Source organism: Streptomyces sp. NPDC057307, assembly GCF_042667665.1.
Lineage (GTDB): Bacteria > Actinomycetota > Actinomycetes > Streptomycetales > Streptomycetaceae > Streptomyces.
This window is the reverse complement of the sequence record NZ_JBHUZM010000015.1, coordinates 75,037-90,940: the sequence shown is the minus strand read 5'-3', so window position 1 is coordinate 90,940 and position 15,904 is coordinate 75,037. Positions and strand designations below refer to the sequence as shown.

Below are 15,904 nucleotides of genomic sequence, written 5' to 3'. Positions count from 1 at the left end.
CTCCTGTCACGGGGGCGCGGCCCACCGGCGTCCGCCCGCCACCACCGTTGCCCGGCCGCGTGCGGCCCGCACATACTGACGCTCGGCAATTCGGCACCGTACGGGGGAAGACTCATGACCGAGAGCAGCAGCACCGGCACCACGGTCGTCGCCCGCGCGGCCGAACCCATGGTGCGGGTGACCGGCCTGCACCGCTCGTACGGCACCGGCACCGGCGCCGCCGCCGTCCACGCGCTGCGCGGAGTGTCCTTCACGGCGCCGCGCGGGGAGCTGATCGCGCTCAAGGGCCGCTCGGGATCGGGCAAGACGACCCTGCTCAACCTCGTGGGCGGCCTGGACCTCCCGGACGCCGGCCAGATCGTCGTCGACGGCACGGACCTCGCCACACTCGGCGAGAACGGCCTGCTCGCCCTGCGCCGCGACCGGATCGGCTTCATCTTCCAGTCCTTCGGCCTGCTGCCCATCCTCACCGCCGCCGAGAACGTCGGCGTCCCCCTGCGGCTGCGCAAGGCCGACCCGCGCGAGCGCGAGGAGCGGGTGGCCCTGCTGCTCGCCCTCGTCGGCCTCGGCGACCACGCCGCACAACGGCCCGGCGAGCTGTCCGGCGGACAGCAGCAGCGCGTCGCCATCGCCCGCGCCCTCGCGAACCGGCCCGCCCTGCTGATCGCCGACGAGCCCACCGGGCAGCTCGACGCGGAGACCGGGCTCGCCGTGATGGAGCTGCTGCGCGCGGTCGTACGCAGCGAAGGCGTCACCGCGCTCGTGGCCACCCACGACGCCCAGCTCCTCGGCCTCGCCGACCGGGTCCTCGAACTCGCCGACGGCCACCTCGTCGAACACGAGCGCGCCCCGCTCGGCTAAGGCCCGCCGTCCGGATCCCGCCGGGGCCGCCGTAGCACCCCGCCCATCAGAATCGTGTCAAGACGGACCCGGCCCCCACAGGATGTCCGTTTTGGCATCATCCCTGGCTGTACCTTCGGGCAGGAAGCCGCGAGGGGACGCAGCGGCTCGGTGGGAAGACAATGGGGCCATGGGACGCGGCAAGCTACGGATCTACCTGGGCGCGGCACCGGGCGTCGGCAAGACGTACGCGATGCTCTCCGAGGCGCACCGGCGCGTCGAGCGCGGCACCGACTGCGTCGTGGCGTTCGTCGAGCACCACAACCGGCCCCGCACCGAGGTCATGCTCAACGGCCTCGAACAGATCCACCGCCGCGAGCTGCCGCACCGCGGCACCGTCTTCACCGAGATGGACGTGGACGCGGTCGTCGAGCGCCGCCCCGCCGTCGCACTGGTGGACGAACTCGCCCACACGAACGTCCCGGGCTCCCGCAACTCCAAACGCTGGCAGGACGTCGAGGAACTGCTCCAGGCCGGCATCGACGTCGTCTCGACCGTCAACATCCAGCACCTGGAATCACTCGGCGATGTCGTCGAGTCGATAACGGGAGTACGGCAGCGCGAAACCGTCCCGGACGAGATGGTCAGACGGGCCGATCAGATCGAGCTTGTCGACATGTCGCCCCAGGCCCTGCGCCGCCGTATGGCGCACGGCAACATCTACCAGCCCGACAAGGTCAACGCCGCGCTCTCCCACTACTTCCGCCCCGGCAACCTCACCGCCCTGCGGGAACTCGCCCTGCTCTGGACCGCCGACCGGGTCGACGAATACCTCCAGCAGTACCGCGGCGAGCACAACATCCGCTCGACCTGGCAGGCCCGTGAGCGCATCGTCGTCGGCCTCACCGGCGGACCCGAGGGCCGCACGCTCATCCGCCGGGCCGCCCGCATGGCAGCCAAGGGCTCCGGCAGCGAGATCCTCGCCGTCTACATCGCCCGCAGCGACGGCCTCACCTCCGCGTCGCCCAAGGAGCTGACCCTCCAGCGCACCCTGGTCGAAGACCTCGGCGGCACCTTCCACCACGTGATCGGGGACGACGTGCCCTCGGCCCTCCTGGAGTTCGCACGCGGCGTCAACGCCACCCAGATCGTGCTCGGCTCCAGCCGCCGCAAGGCATGGCAGTACGTCTTCGGGCCCGGCGTCGGCGCCACCGTCGCCCGTGAGTCGGGACCCGACCTGGACGTCCACATCGTCACCCACGAAGAGGTCGCCAAGGGCCGCGGCCTGCCCGTCGCGCACGGCGCCCGCCTCGGCCGCTCCCGGATCGTCTCCGGCTGGCTGGCCGGCGTCGTCGCCCCCGTCCTGCTGACGCTGCTGCTCACCGCCCTGGACGACACCCTGGGACTGGCCAACGACGTCCTGCTCTTCCTCTTCCTGACCGTCCTCGCCGCCCTCCTCGGCGGACTGCGCCCGGCCCTCGCGTCGGCCGCCGTCGGCTCGCTCCTGCTGAACTTCTACTTCACCCCGCCGACCCACAACCTCACCATCCAGGACCCCAGGAACCTCGTCGCCATCGTGATCTTCTTCGCGGTGGCCGTCGCCGTGGCGTCGGTGGTCGACCTCGCGGCCCGCCGCACCCACCAGGCCGCCAGACTCCGCGCCGAGTCCGAGATCCTGTCCTTCCTGGCCGGCAGCGTGCTGCGCGGCGAGACCACCCTGGACGCCCTGCTGGAACGCGTACGCGAGACGTTCTCCATGGAGTCCGTGGCGCTGCTGGAACGCACCAGCGACGTCGACCCGTGGACCCGCGCGGGCAGCGTCGGACCCAAGCCCGTCGACCGCCCCGACGCCGCCGACGTCGACATGCCCGTCGGCGACCACATGGCGCTCGCGCTCTCCGGCCGGGTACTGCCCGCCGAGGACCGCCGCGTGCTCTCCGCCTTCGCCGCCCAGGCCGCCGTCGTACTGGACCGCCAGCGCCTGGTGGGCGAGGCCGAGGGCGCCCGCAGGCTCGCGGAGGGCAACCGGATACGTACGGCCCTGCTCGCCGCCGTCAGCCACGACCTGCGCACCCCGCTCGCCGCCATCAAGGCCGCCGTCACCTCGCTCCGCTCCGACGACGTCGAATGGTCCGAGGAGGACCACGCCGAACTCCTCGAAGGCATCGAGAACGGCGCCGACCGCCTCGACCACCTCGTGGGCAACCTCCTGGACATGTCACGGCTCCAGACCGGCACCGTCACCCCGCTGATCCGCGAGATCGACCTGGACGAGGTCGTCCCCATGGCGCTCGGCGGCGTCCCCGAGGACAGCGTGGACCTGGACATCCCCGAGTCGCTGCCGATGGTCGCCGTCGACCCCGGTCTGCTGGAGCGCGCCGTGGCCAACATCGTCGAGAACGCCGTCAAGTACAGCCCCGACGGCACCCGCGTCAACGTCTCCGCCAGCTCCCTCGGCGCCCGCGTCCAGGTGCGCGTCGTGGACCGCGGGCCCGGCGTCCCCGACGAGGCCAAGGAACGCATCTTCGAGCCCTTCCAGCGCCACGGGGACGCCCCGCGCGGGGCCGGCGTGGGCCTCGGCCTCGCCGTCGCCCGCGGCTTCGTGGACGCCATGGACGGCACCCTCACCGCCGAGGACACCCCCGGCGGCGGACTCACCATGGTCCTCGATCTCACGGCCGTACCGGGCCTCGCGCCGGCCGGCCCCGAACTACCCGCCCAGGTCGTCTCATGACCGGCGGCACAGCAGAAAGGCAGGCCACCATGGCGCCTCCCGCCGGGGGAGACTCCCGAGGGCCCGTGAGGGTGCTCGTGGTCGACGACGAGCCGCAGATCGTGCGCGCCCTCGTGATCAACCTGAAGGCCCGCAAGTACGAGGTCGACGCCGCCGCCGACGGCGCCAGCGCCCTGGAACTCGCCGCCGCCCGCCACCCGGACGTCGTCGTGCTCGACCTCGGCCTGCCCGACATGGACGGCGTGGAGGTCATCAAGGGCCTGCGCGGCTGGACGCGCGTACCGATCCTGGTGCTCTCCGCGCGCCAGACCTCCGACGAGAAGGTCGAGGCGCTGGACGCCGGCGCCGACGACTACGTCACCAAGCCCTTCGGCATGGACGAACTCCTCGCCCGGCTCCGCGCCGCCGTCCGCCGCGCCGAGCCCGTCGGCTCCGGGGACGACGGCGGCGTCGCGATGGTCGAGACGGAGGGCTTCACCGTCGACCTCGTGGCCAAGAAGGTGCACCGGGAGGGTCGCGACGTACGGCTCACCCCGACCGAGTGGCACCTGCTGGAGGTCCTCGTACGCAACACCGGCCGCCTCGTCAGCCAGAAACAGCTCCTCCAGGAGGTCTGGGGGCCCTCGTACGGCACGGAGACCAACTATCTGCGGGTCTACATGGCCCAGCTTCGCCGCAAGCTGGAGGCGGATCCCTCGCACCCCAGGCACTTCGTCACCGAGCCCGGCATGGGCTACCGGTTCGACCGATGATCCGGGGCCCGCGGACCCCGGTACGCTTCTGTCATGAGTGCTGAGAAGCCGACCGGCCGCTTCCGCCGGATGCTCGACCGGCTGTCCAGCTCCCAGGAGGACCTGGAGTCCGAGGAGCTGCGTGAGGACACGCAGGCTTCGGGCTGCACGCGCATCAGCGACTGCGGCGACCGCCAGATAGTGAAGGTGACTGGTACGTTGCGGACGGTCACTTTGCGTCCGCGGGCCGGCGTGCCCGCGCTGGAGGCGGAGCTGTTCGACGGCACCGCGCCGCTGGACGTGGTGTGGCTGGGACGGCGCTCGATAGCCGGCATAGAGCCGGGCCGCAAGCTCATCGCATCCGGCCGGATCTCCATGAGTCACGGCCGCAGGGTGCTGTTCAACCCCAAATACGAACTCCGACCGCTCGGACAGGAGTAGCCGGTGACGTCAATCGACAAGCCAGCCGCGACGACAGACCCCAACGCGCCCGAGGGTGCCGACCAGCAGAGCGCCGCCGAGGCCAAGGCCGTGACCGAGGCCGCGCTCTTCGAGGCGTTCGGCGGTGTGCGGGGAATGGTGGAGACGGTCGTCCCCGGGCTGCTCTTCGTCACGATCTTCACGATCAACAAGAACCTGCACGTCTCGGCGATCGCCGCGCTCGCGGTCTCCTTCCTCCTGGTCGCGGTCCGGCTGATCCGCCGCGACACCGTGAAGCACGCTTTCAGCGGCGTCTTCGGGGTCGCCTTCGGCGTGGTCTTCGCGATGATGACCGGCAACGCGAAGGACTTCTATCTGCCGGGCATGCTGTACACGCTGGGCCTGGCCCTCGCGTACATCGGGACCAGCGTCGCCGGGGTGCCGCTGATGGGGCTGATCCTGGGGCCGGTCTTCAAGGAGAACCTGTCCTGGCGTACGCGGAACCCGGGGCGCAAGTCGGCGTACACGAAGGCGAGTTACGCGTGGGGGTTCATCCTCCTCGCGAAGTGCGCGATCCTCTTCCCGCTGTACTGGTGGGCGGACACGGAGCAGCTGGGCTGGGTGCTGGTGTCCCTGAAGATCCCGCCGTTCCTGCTGGCGGTGTACCTGACGTGGGTGTTCCTGGCGAAGGCGCCGGCGCCGATTGACGTCTTCGCTGAGATGGAGGCGGAGGAGGAGGCGGAGCGCGCTTCGCGGGAGCAGCGGTAGTTGGGGTGCGGGGTGCCGTCCCGGCGGGTTGCGCGTTGCTGGGTTGCGGTGGTCGGTCGTGGGCGGGGTTCGGGGCCTCCGGAGGGGTACGTCCGGACGGCGTGACTTACGCCGCGTGCAACGCTCGTTGGACCCGATGAGACGTTCTTGTTCACGCGGCACAAGTCAGCCTGAGTGTCCGAACACACCCCTCCTGCGACCCCGCCCCCCTCTCACCCGTCATGACACCGATACAAGCCACCCCGTGACCCCCCGCCCGCGGGTTGGAAGGGGGACGCGCAGGGGTCGTGGTCGGACACTCAGGCTGACTTGTGCCGCGTGGAAATGCCGGTTCCCCCGGGTCCAACGAACCCTGCACGCGGCGTAAGTCACGCCGTCCGGCCATGACCCCGGAGCGGCACCCGGCCACCACCGCAACCCACCCAGCCCGTCCGGCGCCTGAGGACGAACCGAACCGACCACCGGCCCGCAGGCGCGGCACCGGCAAACGAAACCCCGCAACAGCTCAGCGCTAAGCGTCCTCGCGGCGGACGGACAGCAGGTCCTCCAGTTGTTCCTCGCGTGCCTGCGCCGCCACGAACAGCAGTTCGTCCCCCGCCTCCAGCGTCTCCTCCGCGTGCGGCGTCAGCACCCGTGAGCCGCGGATGATCGTCACCAGCGACGTGTCCTCCGGCCAGGTCACGTCCCCGACCTGGGTCCCCGTCACCGCCGACTCCGGCGGCAGCGTCAGCTCCACGAGATTCGCGTCGCCGTGGCTGAAGCGCAGCAGCCGTACGAGATCGCCGACGCTCACCGCCTCTTCCACCAGCGCCGACATCAGCCGCGGCGTCGACACCGCGACGTCCACGCCCCACGACTCGTTGAACAGCCACTCGTTCTTCGGGTTGTTGACCCGGGCGACCACCCTTGGTACGCCGTACTCCGTCTTGGCCAGCAGTGAGACGACCAGGTTGACCTTGTCGTCGCCGGTCGCCGCGATCACGACGTTGCAGCGCTGCAGCGCCGCCTCGTCGAGCGAGGTGATCTCGCACGCGTCGGCCAGCAGCCATTCCGCCATCGGGACCCGCTCGACCGAGATGGCGGTGGGCGCCTTGTCGATCAGCAGGACCTCGTGCCCGTTCTCCAGCAGTTCGCCCGCGATGGAACGACCCACCGCGCCTGCTCCGGCAATCGCGACGCGCATCAGTGACCGCCCTCCTCAGGGCCCTCGGCGAAAGCCGCCTCGACCTTCTGGATCTCGTCCGTACGCATCATCACGTGGACGAGGTCGCCCTCCTGGAGCACCGTCTGCGACGTGGGCAGCATCGCCTCGCCGAGTCGGGTGAGGAACGCGACGCGTACCCCCGTCTCCTCCTGGAGCGTGCTGATCTTGTGGCCGATCCAGGCGGCCGACGTGTGGACCTCGGCGAGCTGTACGCCGCCGCTCGGGTCGCGCCACAGCGGCTCCGCGCCGGACGGCAGCAGCCGTCGGAGCATCTGGTCGGCGGTCCAGCGGACGGTCGCCACGGTCGGGATGCCGAGCCGTTGGTAGACCTCGGCGCGCCGGGGGTCGTAGATGCGCGCGGCCACGTTCTCGATGCCGAACATCTCGCGGGCCACCCGGGCGGCGATGATGTTCGAGTTGTCCCCGCTGCTGACCGCGGCGAAGGCGCCCGCGTCCTCGATGCCCGCGTCGCGCAGGGTGTCCTGGTCGAAGCCGACGCCGTTGACGCGCCGGCCGCCGAAGCCGGAGCCCAGCCGGCGGAACGCCGTGGGGTCCTGGTCGATGACCGCGACCGTGTGCCCCTGCCGCTCCAGGCTGGTCGCGAGCGCGGCTCCCACTCGGCCGCAGCCCATGATGACGATGTGCACGTCCTCTTTACCCCGCAGTCCTGTTCGCCGAGCTGACCTGCGTAAACACCTGGTTCACTCTTTCTTCTCCGTGCGCCGGGCCACGGACGGGACAACCGTACGGGGCGCCGCCCGGGACTGAGCTTATGCGTCCGCGCCCGCCGTGCCGTCACCCGTGTCGGGGAGATGCCGGGAAGCGTCGGGGGAGACCCTGAGACGACCCCGAGTTCCCCTCAGCCGGCCCTGATATGTGTCAGGTTTCTTTGACAGGTGTGGACGGCTGGTGTCAGCCTTCTCTGACAGGTGCTGATGAAGGGCGCGGCGATGCAAGAGGTCCCCACCGGCGACGAGCTGCTGAAAGTGCTCGGCGCGCTCGGCAATCCGCACCGGATGCGGATCGTCGGCGCGCTCCTGGAGGGCCGGAACTACGTCAGCAGGCTCGCCCGCGAACTCGGCATCGGCCGCCCGCTGCTGCATATGCATCTTCAGCGGCTGGAGGCGGCGGGGCTTGTCGTGGGGACGCTGGAGCTGTCCGAGAGCGGCAAGTCGATGAAGTTCTTCGAGCTGACGCCGTTCTGTTTCGCCCTGACCCCCCAGTCCGTCGCGACGGCGGCGCTGACGCTCACCGAGGAAGAGAGAACGACGATGAAGGAGTCCACGACATGAATGATTCGGGCTGGACGGACCTGGCCGGAGCCGTCGGCGCCGGCGGTGTCTTCCTGTTCCTCATCGTGGTCGTCTGGCAGATAGCGGCGACCTGGCGCGCGCGCATGCTGGCGGCGCGCGAGGAGCAGTACAAGCAGCTTGCCGTGAAGTACGCCCAACTGCTGGAGGACAACGTCGAGTTGCACCGCCGCACGCTGGACGAGCTGACGCAGGCCCGCGGCTCGATCGTGTCGATGGAGAAGATGATGCGCGAGATCGAGTAGCGACCCGAGAGCCGCTCCGGTCACCGGAACCGGAGCGCCGGCGGGCGTGCGCCGGAGCGTTTCCGGCGCCGTAACGGAGTCCCCGCGTCGCCGACCGTGACACAGGAGGGGCGCCGGGGACCCGGGCCCGGCCCGGGCGGGGTGGTGCTTCGTACGGCGCCCGCCGGACCGCTTACGATCCTCATCGTGCCGAAACTGACCGACGTGCCCAAACGGATCCTGATCGGCAGGGCGCTGCGTAGCGACAGGCTGGGAGAAACGCTCCTTCCTAAACGCATCGCACTGCCCGTCTTCGCTTCCGACCCGCTTTCCTCGGTGGCCTACGCGCCGGGGGAAGTCCTCCTGGTGCTCTCCATCGCGGGCGCGTCGGCGTACCACTTCAGCCCGTGGATCGCACTGGCCGTCGTGGTCCTGATGTTCACCGTCGTCGCCTCCTACCGGCAGAACGTGCACGCCTACCCGAGCGGCGGCGGCGACTACGAGGTCGCCAACACCAACCTCGGCCGCAAGGCCGGTCTGACCGTCGCGAGCGCGCTGCTCGTCGACTACGTCCTCACCGTGGCCGTGTCGATCTCCTCCGGCGTGGAGAACCTCGGCTCGGCGATCCCCTTCGTCATCGAGAACAAGGTCCTGTGCGCGATCGGGATAATCGTCATCCTGACGCTGATGAATCTGCGCGGCGTACGGGAGTCGGGCAAGCTCTTCGCCATTCCGACGTACATCTTCGTCGCCGGCGTCTTCATCATGATCGCGTGGGGCGCCTACCGCGGATTCGTACTCAACGACACCATGGACGCGCCCACGGCCCACTTCGAGATCAAGCCGGAGGAGGACGGCCTGGCCGGCTTCGCGCTGGTCTTCCTGCTGCTGCGGGCGTTCTCCTCCGGCTGCGCGGCGCTCACCGGCGTCGAGGCCATCAGCAACGGCGTCCCCGCCTTCCGCAAGCCCAAGAGCAAGAACGCGGCGACGACCCTCGCGCTGATGGGCACCCTGGCCGTCACCATGTTCTGCGGCATCATCGGCCTGGCGATGGCCACCGATGTGAAGATGGCCGAGTTCCCGGGCCGGGACCTGCTCCGCGACGGTGTCCCGGTGGGCGAGGGCTACGTCCAGAACCCGGTCATCACCCAGGTCGCCGCCGCCGTCTTCGGGCAGGACACCTTCTTCTTCGTCCTGCTCGCCGCGGCGACCGCGCTCGTGCTGTTCCTGGCCGCCAACACCGCGTACAACGGCTTCCCGCTGCTCGGCTCGATCCTCGCGCAGGACCGCTACCTGCCGCGCCAACTGCACACCCGCGGCGACCGCCTCGCCTTCTCCAACGGCATCGTGCTGCTGGCCGGCGCCGCGATCCTGCTGGTGTGGGTGTACGGGGCGGACTCGACCAAGCTGATCCAGCTCTACATCGTCGGCGTCTTCGTCTCCTTCACCCTCAGCCAGACGGGCATGGTCCGGCACTGGAACCGCCACCTGCGGACGGAGCGCGACAGGGCCAAGCGCCGCCACATGATCCGCTCGCGCGCGATCAACACCTTCGGCGCCTTCTTCACCGGGCTCGTCCTGATCGTCGTACTGGCCACCAAGTTCACGCACGGGGCGTGGGTCGCCCTGCTCGGCATGGTGATCTTCTACGGGACGATGTCCGCGATCCGCCGCCACTACGACCACGTGGCGCGGGAGATCGCCGCCGCCGAGGGGCCGGGCGGCGACGGCGTACGCCCGTCGCGCGTGCACACCATCGTGCTGGTCTCCAAGGTCCACAAGCCGACGCTGCGCGCCCTCGCGTTCGCGAAGCTGACCCGCTCGGACCGGCTGGAGGCACTGAGCATCAACGTCGACCCCGTCGAGACGAAGCAGCTCAGGGACGAGTGGGAGCGGCACGGCATCAACGTGCCGCTGAAGATCCTCGACTCCCCGTACCGGGAGATCACCCGGCCGGTCATAGAGTACGTACGGAGTCTGCGCACCGAGAATCCGCGCGACGTGATCAGCATCTTCATCCCGGAGTACGTGGTCGGCCACTGGTTCGAGCAGGTGCTGCACAACCAGAGCGCGCTACGGCTCAAGGGGCGGCTGCTCTTCACGCCGGGCGTGATGGTGACCTCGGTGCCGTACCAGCTGGAGTCCTCCGAGGTCGCGAAGAAGCGCGCGAGGCGACGGGCGGACTGGGCCGCGCCGGGCTCGGTGCGGCGGGGGCCGGTGGACACACGGCCGAAGAAGGAGCCGACGGAGAAGCCCTGACGGATTCGGTGCGGGATTCGACGAGGGTTCCGGAGTGGCGATGACCGGTGTCGCCCGCACGTAGACTGACTGGCTGCCGTCCCGCCCCGCCCATCGTTTTGGAGCACCGCCCCTCATGCAGACAGAACCGCAGCCTTCAGAGCAGCCTTCGGAGCAGGCTCCGGAAGGGGCTTCAGAGGCGACTCCAGAGGGGACTCCTGACGCGACCGCCGAGCGGGCTTCGCTGGTCGGGGACGAGTACGAGGTCGAGGTCGGTCCCGTCGCGCACGGCGGCCACTGCATCGCCCGCACCGACGAGGGCCGGGTGCTCTTCGTACGCCACGCGCTGCCCGGCGAGAAGATCATCGCGCGCGTGACGGACGGCGACGAGGGCTCGCGCTATCTGCGCGCCGACGCGGTCAAGGTCCTGGACGCCTCCAAGGAACGCGTCGACGCCCCCTGCCCGTACGCAGGCCCCGGCATGTGCGGCGGCTGCGACTGGCAGCACGCCAAGCCGGGCGCGCAGCGCCGTCTCAAGGGCGACGTCATCACCGAGCAGCTCCAGCGGCTGGCCGGGCTCACCCCGGAGGAGGCGGGCTGGGACGGCACGGTCATGCCCGCGCCCGGCGACAAGCTGCCCGCCGGTGAGGTGCCCCAGTGGCGTACGCGCGTGCAGTACGCCGTCGACGCCGACGGCCGGGCCGGGCTGCGCAAGCACCGCTCGCACGAGGTCCAGCCCGTCGACCACTGCATGATCGCCTCCGAGGGCGTCAGCGAACTCGGTGTCGAGAAGCGCGAATGGCCCCAGATGGCCTCGGTCGAGGCGATCGCGGCCTCCGGCTCCGGCGACCGCCAGGTGATCCTCGCCCCCCTCAAGGGCGGTCGGCTCCCGCTGGTCGAGCTGGACAAGCCGGTGTCCGTCCTGCGCGTGGAGGAGCACGACGGGGGAGTACACCGGGTCCACGGCCGCGCCTTCGTCCGCGAACGCGCCGACGACCGCACCTGGCGCATCGGCATGGGCGGCTTCTGGCAGGTCCACCCGAAGGCCCCCGAGGTACTGGTGGAGGCCGTGATGCAGGGCCTGATGCCACGCAAGGGCGAGACGGCGCTCGATCTCTACTGCGGGGTGGGCCTGTTCGCGGGAGCGATCGCCCAACGCGTCGGCGAGACGGGCGCGGTGCTCGGCATCGAATCCGGCAGGCGCGCGGCGGAGGACGCCCAGTACAACCTCCAGGACCTGCCCCGGGTCCGCATCGAACACGGCAAGGTCGACACGGTCCTGCCCCGCACCCAGATCACCGAGACGGACCTGATCGTCCTGGACCCCCCTCGCGCGGGCGCCGGCAAGCAGGTCGTCAAGCACCTCGCGGGCCTGGGCGCCCGCCGTATCGCGTACGTGGCGTGCGACCCGGCGGCACTGGCCCGCGACCTGGCGTACTTCCGCGAGTCGGGCTACAAGCCGCGGACGCTACGGGCGTTCGACCTGTTCCCGATGACGCACCATGTGGAGTGCGTGGCGATCCTGGAGCCGGTGAAGAAGGACGACGCCTGACCTGCTGCTTTGTATTCCAGGTGACCAGTTCGGCTTGCTTTCGCCTGCGGAATGCGTCGGCTGAGGTTCGCTTGTGCGGAATTATGACGCCCGGGTATCGGAAGTCCTCACCTCGTGGATATCTCCGGCCCGGGGCAAGGACTCCGGTTCGGGGGGCCGACTGCACCTTGCCAGTCGCGGCACGTGTTGCTATCTCGGCACACGCACTTTGAAACCACCCGCCCCTGTCTACCCAGCGGTCACGGAACGCGCTGTCCGTGCCCCTCGCGCGCCCCCCGTGCGCACTGAGCCGGTCCTTTCGCCTCCAACAAGCTGTGTCTGCGGTGATCCGCCGTCCGCGTCCACAGCATTGGAGGGGGACAAGATGCAGGAGGAGTGGATACGGGCTCTCGTTGCGGACTTTGGATCCGAGTGCAGGGAGCGTCTGCGGGTCAGCGACACGGAGGCGTCCATCAGCCTGCCGGTGGCGAAGTTGGTGGAGGCTTTCGGGGCGCGCTGGAAGCTTAGTCCTCGTCTTCATCCTGAGTATCCCTTGCCCGAGGCTCGGGTGCGTCCGGACTACGCGGTGGAGACATCGGGGCGCATCACCGGCTTCCTGGAACTGAAGGCGCCTGGGCACGACGTCACGCCAGAGGGCTTCTCGAAGCGGGACCGGGAGCAGTGGGAGCTGATGTGCCGCCTGCCCAACGTGCTGTACACCAACGGTCATACCTGGTGCTTGTACCGAGGCGGTTCGCGGCCTCTCCGCACGTTTCGGTTCGCAGGCGATCTGTACCGGTCCGGCAGCCGGTTGCATAGCGGCGAAGCAGACGGAGCGGCGTTTCGGGATCTGCTGCGGGAGTTTCTCGGGTGGCAACCCAACCCCATCGCCACGGTCGGCCAATTGGTGTCGTCTATCGCTCCGCTGTGCCAGTACCTGCGAGAGGAGGTACTGGAGCAGCTCGCCCTCGAACGCCGAACGCCAGAGGGTCCTCGCAGTCGGCGGCGGGCCCCCAAGCCTTTCACCGCATTGGCGCACCACTGGAGCAAGGTGCTTTTCCCCTCAACCGATGGACAAGACCCCGATTACCTCTTCGCCGACCGATACACCCAGACGATCGCCTTCGCCCTACTGCTGGCCCGTATCGAGAAAGTGCCGCTCGCCGGCCGTAACTTCGTTGACGTTGCACGTGAGTTGAAGGCCGAGAACACGGTCATGGGCCGGGCCCTGCAATTGCTGACAGAGACGGTGGACGCTGAGTTCGCCCGCCGAATCGACACGCTCGTGCTGGTCATCGATGCTGTCGACTGGGAGGCGATCCGAGCTCGGACGCCCGACGCCCACGTTCATCTCTACGAGAATTTCCTCCAGGAGTACGACCGCGAGCTGCGTAAACGCTCCGGTACGTACTACACCCCGACCCGCCTGGTGAAGGAGATGGTTCGCTTCACAGACACTGTCCTGCTCACCCGCCTGGGCTGCGTGGATGGCTTTGCTGACGAGCAAGTGACGATCGTCGACCCCGCCATGGGCACCGGCACATTCCTCAGCGAGATTATCGACAGGGTCGCCGAAGCGCGCTCCCGCCGCGGGGAAGGCTTCCGCGGCGAAGCGGTGGAACAGCTGGCGGGCCGGCTGATCGGCTTCGAACGACAGATGGCCGCCTTCGCGGTCGCTCAGATGAGGATTACCCAGACCCTTCGCAAGCAAGTAACCGACACTCAACTCGGCGATCTGCGACTCCATCTCGCCGACACCCTCGCGGATCCTTATGAGAGGGCCACGCTCTTCACGTTCCTGCCCGATGGCGATCCTCTGGTCGAGAACACCCGCAAGGCGGACTGGATCAAGCGCGAGCAGAAGGTCACCGTCATGATCGGCAACCCGCCGGACCGGGAGAGAGCCGAAGGGGAAGGCGGCTGGGTTGAGAAAGGCCGTGAGGGGGACGACAGGGCACCTCTTCTCGATGCCTTCCGCCTCGGGGGCAGGAACGGAGTGCACGAGAACAAGCTCAAGAACCTGTACGTCTACTTCTGGCGCTGGGCCACCTTCAAGGTCTTCGAACAGCACCGTTCCGATTCGGACCGCGGAATCATCGCCTTCATCAGTACCGCGGGCTTCCTCAGCGGGCCTGGATTCCGAGGGATGAGGCAGTATCTGCGGGAGACTTGTTCAGAGGGCTGGATCATCGATCTCAGCCCGGAGGGTATCCAGCCACCTTTGCGGACACGCCTCTTCGAGGGCGTTCAGCAGCAACTGACGATTGCTGTGTTCGTCCGAAGCAGGGCCGACATCGCACCTGCCCATATCAGGTACGTCGCCCTGGACGGTCGCACTCGCGAGGAGAAATACACGCAGCTCGAGGCTCTGGGGCCCGACAGTGACCAGTGGCGTGCGGTACGTCAAGACGCCCAGGCCCCGTTCACGCCGGCCGCGCTCGGAGCTTGGGACACGTATCCCGCGCTGAATGATCTGCTCCCGTGGACAGTGCCCGGCATTTTGCCCAAGCGGACGTGGGTCTACTCCCCGGCCCCTGACACGCTGCGCTCCCGGTGGCGGAGGTTGACCGCCGAGACCGACCCGACCGAGAAACGTGCCTTGTTCAGGGAGACAAAGGGCGGCCGCACCATCGATCGGCCGGTCAAGCCGCTCCCCGGCTCCGCGCAGAGAAAGCGGTCGATGCTGGAGGCCGAGCCCGAGTGTCCGGAACCGGTGCCTGTGGCCTTCCGCCCTTTCGACAGGCAGTGGATCATTCCGGACAACAGACTCCTCGACAGATGCTCGCCGGAGCTGTGGGAGAACCGGGCCGAGGGCCAGATACACATTGTGGAGTTGCATTCCGAACGGTTCGGCGACGGCCCCGCCACTCTGTTCACAGCGCTGATGCCGGACATGCATCACTTCGCCGGCTGGGGCGGCGGTAGGGTAATTCCCTTGCTACAGAAGGATGGCACCCCCAATGTGACCCCCGGTCTTCTCCAGCACCTTCGCAACTCCTTCGGTGGGCTGCTCGTCACCGCTGAGGACTTGGCCGCGTACATCGCCGCGATCACGGCCCACCCCGGATTCCGGTCCCGCTTCGACGACGAACTCACAACCAACGGCGTCCGCGTACCCCTCACAGGCGACGTCGCCCTGTGGTCGGAGGCGCTGCACATCGGGCGGAAGGTGATCTGGGTCTCCACCTTCGGAGAGAGGCTCGTGGACCCGGTGGTGGGCAGGCCCGGCGGACCCCAGGAGGTCTGGACGACCGCACAGCCGGCGATCACGTATCAGAGACAGGTCAGCAGGGACGAACTACCCGAGATTTTTGTCTACGACCCTGACCGTCTGGAACTCCACTTCGGTCAAGGCCTTTTCGGGCCCGTGACTCAACAAATGCGGGATTACCAAGTCAGCGGACAGAACGTTCTCGACGGCTGGCTGAAACGCAGGACGGGACCGCCGTCTCGCAGGGCTGTCAGCGAGCTGGACCGCATCCGGCCCGAGCGGTGGCTGCCTGCCTGGAGCGAAGAACTCCAGTACGTGCTGGCCGTCCTGTGGCATCTGGTCGAGCTTCAGTCGGCTCAGAACGAGCTGCTCGACCGTGTTCTCATGGCACCGCTGGTCAGCATCGCCGAGCTGCAACGCCGGAACGTCCTGCCGGTCCCGGACACCGCCCGTCGTTCCGCGCCCGCACCGCTCCAGACCGACCTCATCCCCGGGACCGACGGAATCGAGGCGCGCGAGCCGCACGCCGTAAGGCCACTCACCGCAGAAAGGAGTTCACCGGTCGGCACTCCCACGCGGCCCCGGAAAAGCAGGAATCCCGGCGCCACGCAGCCGTCCCATAGAAAGCGACAAGATCCGCAAAGCTCTTGATGACGGTGGCGCGTCGGCTCACGGACTGGAATCTGCCCCTGC

12 protein-coding genes are annotated in these 15,904 nt (G+C 68.9%); 10 read left to right on the top strand and 2 right to left on the bottom strand.

Features of this window, described 5'->3' with window-relative positions; all coding sequences use genetic code 11:
- Positions 1-114: 114 nt before the first annotated feature.
- The 5 genes from ACFUN8_RS09230 (at position 115) to ACFUN8_RS09210 (ending at position 5,493) form a co-directional block, all read left to right on the top strand.
- Positions 115-861, top strand: coding sequence for an ABC transporter ATP-binding protein (locus tag ACFUN8_RS09230; protein WP_383633807.1), 747 nt, complete (start codon positions 115-117; stop codon positions 859-861).
- Positions 862-1,030: 169 nt separating this feature from the next.
- A complete protein-coding gene (locus ACFUN8_RS09225) occupies positions 1,031-3,574 on the top strand; it encodes a DUF4118 domain-containing protein (RefSeq protein ID WP_383633805.1) in 2,544 nt (847 codons plus the stop codon).
- Between the two features lie 29 nt (positions 3,575-3,603).
- Entirely contained in the window at positions 3,604-4,326 is a 723-nt protein-coding gene (locus ACFUN8_RS09220; protein WP_382572356.1) for a response regulator, read from the top strand.
- A gap of 33 nt (positions 4,327-4,359) precedes the next feature.
- The gene (locus ACFUN8_RS09215; protein ID WP_147878711.1) at positions 4,360-4,746 is read left to right on the top strand and encodes an OB-fold nucleic acid binding domain-containing protein; all 387 of its coding nucleotides are present in this window, start codon (positions 4,360-4,362) and stop codon (positions 4,744-4,746) included.
- A 3-nt stretch (positions 4,747-4,749) separates the two neighbouring features.
- Positions 4,750-5,493: a DUF3159 domain-containing protein gene (locus tag ACFUN8_RS09210; protein ID WP_383633803.1), complete on the top strand. Its 744-nt coding sequence runs from the start codon at positions 4,750-4,752 to the stop codon at positions 5,491-5,493.
- A gap of 511 nt (positions 5,494-6,004) precedes the next feature.
- Here ACFUN8_RS09210 and ACFUN8_RS09205 read toward each other — a convergent pair.
- A complete protein-coding gene (locus ACFUN8_RS09205; RefSeq protein ID WP_023538137.1) occupies positions 6,005-6,676 on the bottom strand; it encodes a TrkA family potassium uptake protein in 672 nt (223 codons plus the stop codon).
- Positions 6,676-7,344 carry a TrkA family potassium uptake protein gene (locus ACFUN8_RS09200; protein WP_354609040.1) on the bottom strand — a complete coding sequence of 223 codons (669 nt, stop codon included), beginning with the start codon at positions 7,342-7,344 and terminating at the stop codon, positions 6,676-6,678. Before ACFUN8_RS09200 ends, ACFUN8_RS09205 begins: the two co-directional genes overlap by 1 nt.
- A 303-nt stretch (positions 7,345-7,647) precedes the next feature.
- On the opposite strand from ACFUN8_RS09200, the gene ACFUN8_RS09195 reads away from it, so the two are divergent.
- The 5 genes from ACFUN8_RS09195 (at position 7,648) to ACFUN8_RS09175 (ending at position 15,862) form a co-directional block, all read left to right on the top strand.
- Complete coding sequence (locus tag ACFUN8_RS09195; protein WP_383633800.1) at positions 7,648-7,989, top strand: ArsR/SmtB family transcription factor; 342 nt, start codon at positions 7,648-7,650, stop codon at positions 7,987-7,989.
- Positions 7,986-8,252 (top strand): hypothetical protein, encoded by a 267-nt coding sequence (locus ACFUN8_RS09190; protein WP_383633798.1) that lies wholly within the window; start codon positions 7,986-7,988, stop codon positions 8,250-8,252. The genes ACFUN8_RS09195 and ACFUN8_RS09190 overlap by 4 nt, the downstream gene beginning before the upstream one ends.
- 186 nt (positions 8,253-8,438) lie before the next feature.
- The gene (locus ACFUN8_RS09185; RefSeq protein ID WP_383633796.1) at positions 8,439-10,490 is read left to right on the top strand and encodes an APC family permease; all 2,052 of its coding nucleotides are present in this window, start codon (positions 8,439-8,441) and stop codon (positions 10,488-10,490) included.
- A 115-nt stretch (positions 10,491-10,605) separates the two neighbouring features.
- The gene (locus ACFUN8_RS09180) at positions 10,606-12,021 is read left to right on the top strand and encodes a class I SAM-dependent RNA methyltransferase (protein WP_383633794.1); all 1,416 of its coding nucleotides are present in this window, start codon (positions 10,606-10,608) and stop codon (positions 12,019-12,021) included.
- Between the two features lie 364 nt (positions 12,022-12,385).
- A complete protein-coding gene (locus tag ACFUN8_RS09175; RefSeq protein WP_383633792.1) occupies positions 12,386-15,862 on the top strand; it encodes a type ISP restriction/modification enzyme in 3,477 nt (1,158 codons plus the stop codon).
- Positions 15,863-15,904 lie beyond the last annotated feature (42 nt).